Origin of the sequence: Bradyrhizobium sp. BR 1433 (assembly GCF_051547665.1) — a bacterium.
Taxonomy (GTDB): Bacteria; Pseudomonadota; Alphaproteobacteria; order Rhizobiales; family Xanthobacteraceae; genus Bradyrhizobium; species Bradyrhizobium australafricanum.
The window spans coordinates 1,681,820-1,694,014 of record NZ_JBPUGG010000001.1 but is presented as its reverse complement, the minus strand read 5'-3'; the positions used below and the strand labels follow the sequence as shown (position 1 = coordinate 1,694,014).

The 12,195-nt window shown below is 65.9% G+C and carries 12 protein-coding genes and 1 pseudogene; 10 read left to right on the top strand and 3 right to left on the bottom strand.

The features are described from left to right. Positions 1 to 19: 19 nt before the first annotated feature. Positions 20 to 1,376, bottom strand: a pseudogene (locus ACSKB9_RS08565) (3-carboxy-cis,cis-muconate cycloisomerase). A gap of 208 nt (positions 1,377 to 1,584) precedes the next feature. Between ACSKB9_RS08565 and ACSKB9_RS08560 the strand changes: the two are divergent. The 9 genes from ACSKB9_RS08560 (at position 1,585) to ACSKB9_RS08520 (ending at position 9,088) form a co-directional block, all read left to right on the top strand. Beyond that, a complete protein-coding gene (locus ACSKB9_RS08560; protein ID WP_016840413.1) occupies positions 1,585 to 2,031 on the top strand; it encodes an SRPBCC family protein in 447 nt (148 codons plus the stop codon). A gap of 155 nt (positions 2,032 to 2,186) precedes the next feature. Then, positions 2,187 to 2,672 carry a (2Fe-2S)-binding protein gene (locus tag ACSKB9_RS08555; RefSeq protein ID WP_028336799.1) on the top strand — a complete coding sequence of 162 codons (486 nt, stop codon included), beginning with the start codon at positions 2,187 to 2,189 and terminating at the stop codon, positions 2,670 to 2,672. A 36-nt stretch (positions 2,673 to 2,708) separates the two neighbouring features. Then, complete coding sequence (locus ACSKB9_RS08550; RefSeq protein WP_050383296.1) at positions 2,709 to 3,515, top strand: FAD binding domain-containing protein; 807 nt, start codon at positions 2,709 to 2,711, stop codon at positions 3,513 to 3,515. 48 nt (positions 3,516 to 3,563) lie between these two features. Further along, the gene (locus tag ACSKB9_RS08545; RefSeq protein ID WP_438072534.1) at positions 3,564 to 4,472 is read left to right on the top strand and encodes an AAA family ATPase; all 909 of its coding nucleotides are present in this window, start codon (positions 3,564 to 3,566) and stop codon (positions 4,470 to 4,472) included. A gap of 110 nt (positions 4,473 to 4,582) precedes the next feature. Continuing rightward, positions 4,583 to 5,785, top strand: a complete 1,203-nt coding sequence (locus tag ACSKB9_RS08540) for a vWA domain-containing protein (protein ID WP_310881182.1) — start codon at positions 4,583 to 4,585, stop codon at positions 5,783 to 5,785. 28 nt (positions 5,786 to 5,813) lie between these two features. Further along, a complete protein-coding gene (locus tag ACSKB9_RS08535; RefSeq protein ID WP_438072532.1) occupies positions 5,814 to 6,137 on the top strand; it encodes an XdhC family protein in 324 nt (107 codons plus the stop codon). Between the two features lie 2 nt (positions 6,138 to 6,139). Then, positions 6,140 to 6,841 (top strand): XdhC family protein, encoded by a 702-nt coding sequence (locus tag ACSKB9_RS08530; protein ID WP_438072530.1) that lies wholly within the window; start codon positions 6,140 to 6,142, stop codon positions 6,839 to 6,841. After that, entirely contained in the window at positions 6,838 to 8,442 is a 1,605-nt protein-coding gene (locus ACSKB9_RS08525) for an NTP transferase domain-containing protein (RefSeq protein ID WP_438072529.1), read from the top strand. Before ACSKB9_RS08530 ends, ACSKB9_RS08525 begins: the two co-directional genes overlap by 4 nt. A gap of 283 nt (positions 8,443 to 8,725) precedes the next feature. Continuing rightward, positions 8,726 to 9,088 (top strand): DUF4189 domain-containing protein, encoded by a 363-nt coding sequence (locus ACSKB9_RS08520; RefSeq protein WP_438080114.1) that lies wholly within the window; start codon positions 8,726 to 8,728, stop codon positions 9,086 to 9,088. Between the two features lie 40 nt (positions 9,089 to 9,128). Here ACSKB9_RS08520 and ACSKB9_RS08515 read toward each other — a convergent pair whose 3' ends face one another. Further along, positions 9,129 to 10,346, bottom strand: coding sequence for an NAD(P)/FAD-dependent oxidoreductase (locus ACSKB9_RS08515; RefSeq protein ID WP_438072527.1), 1,218 nt, complete (start codon positions 10,344 to 10,346; stop codon positions 9,129 to 9,131). A gap of 320 nt (positions 10,347 to 10,666) precedes the next feature. Between ACSKB9_RS08515 and ACSKB9_RS08510 the strand changes: the two genes are divergently transcribed. Next, on the top strand, positions 10,667 to 11,077 hold the full coding sequence (locus ACSKB9_RS08510; RefSeq protein ID WP_438072525.1) for a DUF2000 family protein: 411 nt from the start codon (positions 10,667 to 10,669) through the stop codon (positions 11,075 to 11,077). A 29-nt stretch (positions 11,078 to 11,106) separates the two neighbouring features. Here ACSKB9_RS08510 and ACSKB9_RS08505 read toward each other — a convergent pair whose 3' ends face one another. Next, positions 11,107 to 11,895: a DUF4239 domain-containing protein gene (locus ACSKB9_RS08505; protein ID WP_438072523.1), complete on the bottom strand. Its 789-nt coding sequence runs from the start codon at positions 11,893 to 11,895 to the stop codon at positions 11,107 to 11,109. Between the last annotated feature and the right edge of the window lie 300 nt (positions 11,896 to 12,195).

Genomic DNA, 12,195 nt, shown 5'->3' with positions numbered 1-12,195 from the left:
CCCGGCAATGACATCGTCGCTATTTGTCATCCAGTGAAGCCAGCAGGCGGTCGATCAGCGCTTGCGAGGCGCCCTGATAGGCCATCGGCTCGAACAGCTCCGCGATTCGTTTCGCGTCGAGATGCGCGGTGACCTTGGCGTCCGCTGACAGCACCTCGCGCAGGTGCTTCTTCTCCGCGACCGCGCGCTTGCTGGCGGCCTCGATCAGATGATGGGCGTCGCTCTTTCCGATCTTGTCGGCGAGCGCAAAGGTGACGGCTTCCGCCATGATCAACCCTTGAGTTCGCATCGAGATTGACGCGCATCCGCGCCGCATCGACCTCAAGCCCTTCGGCGAGATCGACGATGGCAGCAAGCGCGCCCGAGGTCACCAGCATCAGGCCCGGCAAGGTCGGCCATTCCGCATGCCACGGACCGGCGCTGCGCTCATGATCCTGCACCTGCGCGGCGAAGATCGTCGCGGCGAGATTCGGCGCCATGGTCGCAGCCCCCAGCGCGCTCGCGGCGGCGACCGGATTGCGCTTGTGCGGCATGGTGGAGGAGCCGCCGCGGCCAGCGCCGGCAGGCTCGAAGGCCTCGCCGACATCAGTCTGCATCATCAGCGAAACGTCGCGCGCGATCTTGCCGCAGCTGCCGGCGAGGATGGCGAACACCGACGCGGCCTCGGCGATGCGGTCGCGATGGGTATGCCAGGGCGCATCCGGCAGGGGCAGATCGAGCTCTTGCGCAAGGGCGGCGGCGACCGCAAGGCCCTTATCGCCGAGCGCGGCGAGCGTCCCGGCGGCGCCGCCGAATTGCAGCGCCAGCGTCTCGCGGCGCAGGCGCAGCAAGCGCTTGCGGGAGCGATGCAGCGCCGCGGCATATTCGGCGAGTTTGAGGGCGAACGGCATCGGCAGCGCATGCTGCAGCCAGGTCCGCGCCACCACGGCGGTGTCGCGATGGGCGCGCGCGAGCTTGGCGAAGCCAGCAACGGCGCGGTCGAGGTCGGCCAGCAGCGCGTCGATCCCCGCGCGCAGCGACAGCATCGTCGCGGTGTCGATGACGTCCTGGCTCGTCGCGCCCCAATGCACGTAGCGCGCCGCCTCGGCGTCCGCCTTGGCGACATTGGCGGTCAGGGCCTTCACCAGCGGGATCGCCAGATTGCCGGACCGCGTCGCGGCGTCGGCCAGCGCGGCCAGGTCGAATGATTCGGCCTTGCAGGCGGCGCCGATTGGTCCTGCGCCAGCTGCGGGAATCACCCCGCAGGCCACCTCGGCGCGGGCCAGCGCGGCCTCGAAATCCAGCATTTTCTGCAGCGTGGCGGCGTCGTCGCACACCGTGCGCATCGCGGCGCTCGACAGCATCGGCGCAAGCAGGGGAGAGAGGGCTGTGCTCATGGCCGGCGACCTAACCACTGTCGCGCGTCGATGCCAATGCCCCGGGGCTGCCTGCATTTTCAACAACGAGGCTTGCGCGATTTCGTGAACAATGGGCTTGGCTTGCTGCGGTTGCGAATATGCATCGCTCATCCTCCGAAGGTGCCCTTTCCTTTGTGTCCCGGCTGCTTTACTTGGGGAAAAGGTTCTAGCGATCGAGGAGGTCCCCATGGCCATGACAATGACCGGCGAAGTCCAGCTTGCAGCGCCGCGCCAGGCTGTGTGGGACAAGCTCAACGATCCCGAAGTGTTGAAGGCCTGCATTCCCGGCTGCGAAGAGCTGGAGAAGACCGACGAGGGCGGCTTCCGCGCCACCGCCAAGATGAAGGTCGGCCCGGTCTCCGCCCGCTTCAAGGGCAAGGTCACATTGAGCGATCTCGACCCGCCGAACGGCTACAAGATCTCAGGCGAAGGCGAGGGCGGGGTAGCCGGCTTTGCCAAGGGCGGCGCCACCGTGGGCCTTGCAGACAAGGATGGCGGTACGCTTCTGAGCTACAATGTGGAGGCGCAGATCGGCGGCAAGCTCGCCCAGCTCGGCCAGCGCCTGATCAACGGCGCCGCCAAGAAGCTGGCCGATGAATTCTTTGCAAATTTCGCCAAGGCGGTGCAGGGTTAGCCCCGCCTTTCGGCTGGATTATTCAGGTCCGGCCATGTCCTGGATGGGTGGCTCGAAAGGTTGCCCATCGCGGGGCGCGCCCATATTATGCCGTCTGGAATGATTTAAAACCGCCTGCTTCGCCGATATGCGGTGGCGCAGATAAGAGAGTGCTGATGGCCAAGATTTCAATGATCGTGAACGGCAACCCCGTGAACGCGAATGTCGACCCCCGTACCCTTCTGGTCCAGTTTCTGCGCGAAAACCTGCGGCTGACAGGCACCCATGTCGGCTGCGACACCTCGCAGTGCGGCGCCTGCGTCGTGCATCTGGACGGCAGGGCGGTGAAGTCCTGCACGACGCTTGCGGTGATGGCCGACGGTCACGAGGTCAAGACCATCGAGGGGCTTGCAGCCGACGGTGCGCCGCTGCATCCAATGCAGGAGGCCTTCCGCGAGCATCACGGCCTGCAGTGCGGCTTCTGCACGCCGGGCATGATCATGACCGCGGTCGACCTGGTCCATCGCAAGGGCCACGAGCTCTCCGACGAGGTGATCCGCGAGGAGCTGGAAGGCAATCTGTGCCGCTGCACCGGCTACCAGAACATCGTTGCTTCGATCGCCGCCGGCGCCAAGGCGATGGCGAAGTCGGACCTCGCCTAGTCAGCAATTCATCGCGAGCGCGATCAGGACATTCCAATGTACGAATTCAAATATCACCGTCCCGGCACCGTGCGGCAGGCCGCCAACCTGCTGGTGAAGAACGAGGACGCCAAGCTGATCGCCGGCGGCCACACGCTGGTGCCGGTCATGAAGCAGCGGCTCGCCAGCCCGCCGCATCTGGTCGATCTCTCCCACATCGAAGGTCTCGACACGATCGAGATGAAGGGCCGCTCGCTGGTCATCGGCGCCACCGCCAAGCATGCCGAAGTCGCGAACTCCGCGGTCGTGGGCGAGGCGATCCCGGCGCTGGCCGAGCTTGCCGGCCTGATCGGCGATCCCGCCGTGCGCCACCGCGGCACCATCGGCGGCTCGCTCGCCAACAACGACCCGACCGCCGACTATCCGGCCGCGGTACTGGCGCTGGGCGCGACCATCGTCACCAACAAGCGCCGCCTCAAGGCCGAGGAGTATTTCCAGGGCCTGTTCTCGACCGCGCTGGAGGCCGACGAGATCATCACCAAGGTGATGTTCCCGGTGCCGAAGAAGGCGGCCTACGTCAAGTTCCGCAACCAGGCCTCGCGTTATGCGTTGGTTGGCGTGTTCGTGGCCAAGCGTCCGTCCGACGTGCGCGTCGCGGTCACCGGTGCGGGCTCCGACGGCGTCTTCCGCGTCACTGCGTTCGAGGACGCGCTGAAGAAGCGCTTCTCGCACAAGGTGCTCGACGGCATCGCGGTTTCGGCCGACGGGCTGAACAGCGACCTGCACGGCAGTGCCGAATACCGCGCGCATCTGATCGGCGTTTTGACGCGCAGGGCGGTGGAAGCCGCGAACGCCAAGGACTAAGTACCAAGGCGTGACTTTGCTGACCTCTGTTCGAAGACTGGCTATTCCATGAGTGCATCGGCGTTACCCACTTCCGTCGATGCGCTCGAGGATCTCCTGACCTCGCGCGGCTACCTCGCCGAGCGGTCGCTCGCGACCGTGACCTATCTCGCGCTGCGGATGGGCCGGCCGCTGTTCCTCGAAGGCGAAGCCGGTGTCGGCAAGACCGAGATCGCAAAGGTGCTGTCGGCGGCGCTCGGGCGCAAGCTGATCCGCCTGCAATGCTATGAAGGCCTCGACGTCGCCTCCGCGGTCTATGAGTGGAGCAGCGCGGCGCAGATGATCGCGATCCGCCTTGCGGAGGCTTCCGGCGACACCGATCGCGACCAGCTCGCCAGCGACATTTTCGCCGAGCGCTTCCTGATCAAGCGGCCGCTGCTGCAAGCGCTCGAGCCCGATGTCGCGGGTCCTCCGGTGCTGCTGATCGACGAGCTCGACCGCGCCGACGAGGCGTTCGAGGCGTATCTGCTGGAAATCCTCAGCGACTTCCAGGTCACGATTCCCGAGCTCGGCACCGTGAAGGCGCCTGCGCCGCCGATTGTGATCATCACCTCGAACCGCACCCGCGAGATCCACGACGCGCTGAAGCGGCGCTGTCTCTATCACTGGGTGGATTATCCCACAGCCGAGCGCGAGCTCGCGATCGTCAAGTCGCGGGTGCCGAACATCTCCGCAAAGCTGTCGCAGCAGGTCGTCCGCTTCGTGCAGGCGCTGCGCAACCAGGATTTCTACAAGTCGCCGGGCGTTGCCGAGACCATCGACTGGGCCACCGCGCTGTCCGAGCTCGACGCCCGCTCGCTGACCCCGCAGGTCGTCGGCGACACGCTGGGCGCGCTCTTGAAGTATCAGGACGACATCGCGCGCATGCAGGGCGATGCGCTGCAGAAGACATTGAAGGAAGCGACGAGCGAGACGTAGCTCTTCGTCATTCCGGGGCGACGCGCCAGCGTCGAACCCGGAATCTCGAAGTTGTTGCGCGAGATTCCGGGTTCACGCTTCGCGTGCCCCGGAATGACAGGGTACAAACAATGGCGATCAACCACCTCGCGCCTCCGACCGGCCACATGGCCGACAACGTGATCGGCTTTGCCCGCGCGCTGCGGGCGGCCGGGCTTCCCGTCGGGCCGGGCTCGGTGATCGATGCGCTCGACGCGCTGCAGCTGATCGAGGTCGGCCATCGCTCCGATTTCTACGCCACGCTGGAAGCGATCTTCGTCAAGCGCCACGAGCACGCGCTGATCTTCCGCCAGGCCTTTATGCTGTTCTTCCGCGCCGCCGAGGAGTGGAAGAGCATGCTGGATTCGGTGCCGCTGCCGGACCACGCCAGGAAGAAGCCGCCGCCGGCCTCGCGCCGCGTCCAGGAGGCGATGGCGCAGCCGGCGCGGAGCGAGGAGCGGCCGCAGGCCCAGGAGCAGGAGCTGAAGCTCTCGGTCTCCGACAAGGAGATCCTGCAGAAGAAGGATTTTGCGCAGATGACCGCGGCGGAAATCGCCGAGGTGACGCGCGAGATCGCCAAGATGCGGCTGCCGCAGGCCGAGCTCGTGACCCGCCGCTACCAGCCGGACGCGCGGGGCCTGCGGCTCGACATGCGCCGCACCGTGCGCAACTCGCTGCGCACCGGCGGCGAGATCATCGACATCCGAAAGCTCGGCCGGATCGAGAAGCCGGCGCCGATCGTGGCGCTGCTCGATATCTCCGGCTCGATGAGCGAGTACACCCGCCTGTTCCTGCACTTCCTGCACGCCATCACCGACGCCCGCAAGCGGGTCTCGGTATTCCTGTTCGGCACCCGCCTGACCAATGTGACGCGGGCGTTACGGGCCCGTGACCCCGACGAGGCGCTGGCGAGCTGCTCGTCCTCGGTCGAGGACTGGGCCGGCGGGACGCGGATCGCGACCTCGCTGCACAGCTTCAACCAGCTCTGGGCCCGCCGGGTGCTCGGGCAGGGGGCCATCGTTCTCCTTATATCCGATGGACTAGAACGGGAGGCGGATGCCAAACTGGCCTTCGAGATGGACCGATTGCACCGTTCCTGCCGCCGCCTGATCTGGCTCAATCCGCTGCTGCGCTACTCCGGCTTCGAGGCCAAGGCGCAGGGCATCAAAATGATGTTGCCCCACGTTGACGAATTTCGCCCGGTGCATAACTTGACGTCCATCAAGGGCTTGATCGGGGCGCTGTCATCCCCGCCGCCGGCGCACCACCGCAGCCTGATCCGCTCTGTAGCCTAAGAAGCATCCGATTTCACAGGAGGCCGCCATGCTGAACCGCGACGAAGACATCCTGCAGGCCGCCGAGACCTGGCAGAAAGAGGGCCATGGCGTGGCGCTCGCCACCGTGGTCGAGACCTGGGGCTCGGCGCCGCGCCCGGCCGGCTCGAGCCTCGTCATCAATGACGACGGCACGTTCCTCGGCTCGGTCTCCGGCGGTTGCGTCGAGGGCGCTGTCGTGACGGAAGCGCTCGACGTCATTGCGAGCGGCCAGCCAAAAATGCTCGAATTCGGCGTTGCCGACGAGGCGGCCTGGAATGTCGGCCTGTCCTGCGGCGGCACCATCCGCGTGTTCGTCGAGAAGGTCGGTTAGCCGTGAAACTCGGGATCCTGAAAGAGCTGAACGCCGAGCGCGCCGCGCGCCGTCCGGTCATCATCGTCACCGACACCGCCAATGGCGATCAGCGCCTGGTCAAGGCCGCGGACATCGCCGCCGATCCGCTGCGCGCCGAGCTCTCAAAGCAGCTGCGGATGGGCAAGAGCGGCAATGTCGAGGTCGGGACCAAGAAGCTGTTCCTCAACGTCTACGCGCCGACCGCAAAGCTCGTGATCATCGGCGCGGTCCATATCAGCCAGGCGCTGGCGCCGCTGGCGCGCTCGCTCGACTATGACGTCACGGTGGTCGATCCGCGCACCGCGTTTGCGAGCCCGGAGCGCTTCCCCGACGTGCCGCTGGTCGCCGAATGGCCCGACGTCGCGCTGCCGCCGCTCAACGTCGATCACTACACTGCCTTCGTCGCGGTGACGCATGATCCGAAGATCGACGATCCGGCGCTGCTGCACGCCTTCGACCGCAACTGCTTCTATATCGGCGCGCTCGGATCGCGAAAGACCCACGCCAAGCGCGTCGAGCGGCTGCGCGCGCAGGGCGCCAAAGACAGCGACATCGCGCGCATCCACGCGCCGATCGGCCTCGATATCGGCGCGGTGTCGCCGTCGGAGATCGCGGTCGCGATCATGGCCGAGATCACCGCGCAGCTGCGCTTGCCCCCCAAAGAAAAAGAAGAAGCGGCATGAAATTCGGTCCCGCCAGTCCGGCCGACGCGATTGGCGGCGTCACCGTGCATACCCTCCGCCAGGGCGCGCTGGTGCTCAAGAAGGGCACCACGATCGGCCCCGCCGAGGTCGAGGCGCTGACCAAGGCCGGCGTCGACGAGATCGTCGTGGTGCGGCTCGACGAGGGCGACGTCTCCGAGGACGCCGCGGCCGCCAGCATCGCGCAGGCGGTGGCCGGCGAGGGCGTCAATGTCGAGCGCGCCTTCACCGGCCGTGCCAACCTGTTCGCGGCGCGCCCCGGCGTGCTGGTGATCGATCGCGCCGCGGTCGACCGCATCAACGACGTCGACGAGGCCATCACCTTCGCAACCCTCGCCGCGTTCAAGCCGGTGGTCGAAGGCGAGATGATCGCGACCGTCAAGCTGATCCCGTTCGGCGTCGAGGGGCGCTTACGCGATGCCGCCGTCGCGGTGGCCGGCAAGGATACGCTGCGGATCGCGCCCTATGTGATCCAGAAGGTCGGGGTGGTCTCGACGCTGCTGCCGGGCCTCGCGCCGAAGGTGATCGACAAGACGCTGCGCGTCACCGCCGAACGGCTCGCGCCGGCCGGCGCCACCATCATCGCCGAGCGCCGCGTGCCGCATGACGAGACGGTGCTGGCGGCCTCGATCAAGGAATTGCTCGAGCTGGGCGCCGAGCTCGTCATCGTGTTCGGGGCGTCCGCGATCGCCGACCGTCGTGATGTCATTCCGGCTGCAATCACCGAGATTGGTGGCGCGGTCGAGCATTTTGGCATGCCGGTCGATCCGGGCAATCTGCTGCTGATCGGCAGTGCCGGCGGCGTGCCGGTGCTGGGCGCGCCGGGCTGCGCGCGTTCGCCGGTCGAGAACGGCTTCGATTGGGTGCTGATGCGGCTGCTCGCCGGCATCAAGGTGAAGCGGTCGGATCTCACCGGCATGGGCGTCGGTGGTCTCCTGATGGAGATCGTGACGCGGCCGCAGCCGCGCACCGTGCCGGACACCGAAGGCAACCGCAACGTCGCGGCGATCGTGCTTGCCGCCGGCCGCTCGACCCGGATGGGCGGCCCGAACAAGCTGCTCGCCGAGCTCGACGGCAAGAAGCTCGCGCGCATCGTCGCCGAGCAGGCGCTGGCGTCGAAGGCTTCCGAGGTGATCGTCGTCACCGGGCATCAGGCCGAGCTGGTCGAGCAGGCGCTCGATGGCCTCAAGGTCAAGTTCGTCCGCAACCCGGATTTCGCCGGCGGCCTCGCCAGCTCGGTCAAGGCGGGCATTGCGGCGGTCTCGGACAGCGTCGATGGCGCGATCGTCTGCCTCGGCGACATGCCGCTGATCGATGCGAAGCTGATCGATCGCCTGATCGAGACCTTCGCACCGGACCGCGGCCATCTGATCGCGGTCCCGGTCAGTGAGGGTCGCCGCGGCAATCCGGTGCTGTGGTCAAGGCGCTTCTTCAAGGAGCTGATGACGCTCGACGGCGACATCGGCGCGCGTCATTTGATCACCAAGCATGCCGAGGTGGTCGCCGAGGTCCCGGTCGAAGGCAACAGCGCCTTCCTCGACATCGACACGCCGCAGGCGCTCGAAGCCGCGCGGGGCGGCTAGCTCCATCCGCTGTCGTCCCGGCCAAGCGAAGCGCGAGCCGGGACCCATAACCACAGGATGCAGTTGTTGTGCGACGCTGGGGCTCCAGCGAACTCCATCGCACAAGGCGGTGGTTATGGGTCCCGGCTTTCGCCGGGACGACGGTGGTTAGAGTTGCGCGCCTCAACCCGTCATTCACCATCTGGAAACGACCCCTGCGTACAGTCCGCGCCGGGCTTTGGGGGATTTCCGCTTGATCATTTCGACCGCCGCCGCGCAGCGTCGCGCGCTGACGATTCTCGTCCTGACATTGCTGCTCGGCGCCACGCGTTTCTCCGTGGAAACCTTCGTGCCCAAGGCGCGCGCGGCCGGCGCGTTCGCGGTCGGCAAGTGCGGGGCCTATGGCCAGGCCTACGACTATCCGGCGGAAGGCGCGGCGCGCGCCGCCGCGCTGAAGCAGTGCAAGGGCGATTGCACCACCGTGACCATGAAGCGGGCCTGCGCCGCGCTCTCGATCGACATGAAGAATCCCTGCGGCGCCCATGGCTATGCCGTGGCGCCGAAGATATCGAGCTCGCTCAATGCCGCGACCAAGAAGTGCTACGACTATGGCGGCAAGGAATGCGTGATCCGTGCCTGGGCTTGCGACGCCGAAGGGGTAGGGTAGTCGCCGCAATCCGCCTGGTGGGCAAAGCGCGCTGCCGCGTTCAGACGGCGCCATAGAAGTGTCGGTATTGCCAGGCGGCGTCGCGCTCCAATTGGTCTTCAGACCACGATTGGTCTTTGAACCGCATGACCGACATCGGCGATAGATCGACGGGCGGCTTGCCGTCCACGATCCAGGCCGCGAGCGCCTCGCCGACGGTCGGCGAGATCGACAGACCGGCGACGTTGCACCCGCTTGCAAAATAGAAGCCGGCCACGCCAATGGCTGGGCCGAGAATATGATGGCCGTCGGCAGTCATCGTCGGAATGCCGCCGCGAAACTCCCGCACCTTGGCGGTTTGCAGGAACGGGAGCTGGTCCTTGACCTCATCGGCGGCTGCATGAAGCACGCCGATGTCGAGCGGCATGTCCTTGACGTCGAAGCCGGCCCCAAGCGACTGCATATCGAAGAAGCGCGGCGTTTCCTCGTAGACACCCCACAGGAAACCGCCCTGACACGGACGGGCATACACCGCGGCATCCATGATGCGGATCATCGGCAGGTCGGCCCGCGCGCCATCCAAAGGCTCGGTCACGATCAACTGCTGCCGGGTCGGCACCAGCGGCACGCGGATCCCGCTCGCCTCCGCGACCTGCCGTGTCCACGCGCCGGCCGCATCGACGACAACCGGACTTTCAATGACGCCGTTCGCGGTGGTCAGGCCGATCACGGTGCCGCCGACGATGTTGACGGCGCGCACGTCGGTCTTCGGCAGCAAGATTGCACCGTTGGCCGCCGCGGCTGTGGCGAAACCGACGGCAACCTGCGCCGGGTCGAAATACCGGTCGTCGCCGATCCGCATCGCCGCAACGACGCCCGTCGGCTGCAAGAACGGATTGAGACTGCTCGCCTCTTGCGGAGAGATCAGTTCGACGTCGAGGCCGGTGCGGCGTCCGCGCGCGAAATCGTCCTCGATCACTTCGGCGTCCTGTGGCCGGCGCGCAATCTTGAGGCTGCCCGAATGCACCCAGTCGAGCGGCTGGCCGGTTTCTTCCGTGAACGCCTCGATCTTGCGGCATGCGTCCTTGATGAGGCCAATCATCAAGTCGCTCTTGCGCGCACAACTCACCATGCCTGCCGCGCGGGGCGAGGTTTGCGATCCGATCTCATGCTTGTCGACAAGGGCGACGCTGAGACCTCCACGCTTGCTCAGGTAATAGGCTGTGGCCGCGCCCAATCCGCCCGAACCAATAACAACAACATCGGCCTTGCTGATCATGATGCAATGCCCTGAAATATGCTGATGGTCATCGAACGCCCGAAGCCTACTACGCGGCGCAGGAACTGACTATCGCTTTCCGTCGCTTTCCGTCCCGGCAGGGATCGGGCCCTTGCGACGTGGCACGAACAGCGGTCGACGTGTGGGTTGAGCTTCTTCGCCGCAGCGATATCAGCTTCGCCAGCCGCGACGTCGTCCTTCAGGCGGGCAGGGTCCGCCCGTGGGTTGCTCAAGAAACTAACGTCAGCGCCTGGCGGGCAGATGAGGGATGCGCGGTCAGAACTGGCGTTTGTCGTCAACCTGCGGATAGATTTATCGCCATGCAGTTCGACACCAAGATCGCGGTCGTGATCCGCACCGACCTGGAAGTCTGGCAGAAGCTCAACGTGGCGTCGTTTCTTGCCGGCGGCATCGCGGCTTCCTTCCCCGAATGTATCGGCGAGAATTACCAGGACGGCTCGGGGACCAGATATCTCTCCCTGATAGGCCAGCCGATTCTGATCTACGGCGCCGACGGGCCTGCGCTGTCGCGAGCGCTGGAGCGCGCGCTGGCGCGCAACGTGCAGCCGGCGCTTTACACCGAGGACATGTTCAAGACCACGCATGACGCCGCCAACCGCGAGGTGGTGAAGGCGGTCGTGCGCAGCGAGCTCAACCTGGTCGGCCTCGCCATTCGCGCCGAGCGCAAGGTGGTCGACAAGATCCTCGATGGGCTGAAGTTTCACACGTAGCGGACAGCGCGCGTAGTGCGGTCCGGCGCTTATCGGCTCGCCTCCTTGTCCGGCATGATCTGCAGCAACGGCGTCGGCGCAATCGATATCTGGCCGGTGAATGGTCGATCATGCGCGGCAATCAGCAGAACCGATGTGGCCACGCCGGTCGCGAACAGGCCCATCGCGATGGCGGATCCCAACCGGTTGTCGCAGTGAACAAGGGCAATGACCAATAGCTCGCAGATGGCCTGAAGGTAGAGGCACCACCATTTGATCGAGTTGACTTCGGTCTGGCTGACGATGATCCGTTGTCGTCGCGCATCGAGTGCCGAATTCAGATTGGTGATGATCTCGTGCTGCGTCGTCTGCTGGCCCGGGTTTTGCGCGGGCGTTGATACGACAAGCCGCAACGCCGCGGTCAGCGCGGGAGGAGCTGCCTTGAGCGATGCAGCCTGGCGCGCCATCATCGGCCATTCCACGGCGACCGTTTCCTCGACGTAGTCGCGAACGAGGCCGCGCAGGCGCGCCTCCTGCTCCGGCGGCAGACCGCCGGCGAGCAAGATGACCGCCCGCAACGAGCTGGCTTCGCGGCTCACCGCCGCGGTGGCGCGATCGCTGTCACTCCAGACCTGTGCCGCGGTGAACGCGACAAACAGGCCGAAAAGAATGCCGAGCACAGGCAACATGCCGGGCGAGATCGATTTGAAAGACGGTGCGCGCTCCTTGGTCGACAGGATCCCAACGCCTGCGAAAATGAGAACGGCAACAAGATAGGTGAAGCCGAAGACGATGAAGGCCATCCACGGCACAGAAAGGTTGTGTAGCCAATCGCTCATTGGTGTTTCCCCAGCGGACCGCTTGTATCAAATTCCCCCCAATCTCGCCGGGGAGAGCATGAGGTGAGCCGTAGCCCATCGCGCAGGGAAAGCTGGATTGCTCCGGTTACACCTGTGGTGCCACCCCTGCGCCTTCTTGTTGCACAGGGCCCGCGGGTACGATCGGCAATCGACTTTCCCTGCGCCCACTGTTCCCCGGAGGGGCGGAAATAAGCAGCAAATTCGGGCATTTGCACCGCGAGATCGCGAACCTATGCGCCCCCTGAGGAGCCGGGAAGGCCGACAGGAACGCTTCCGGCC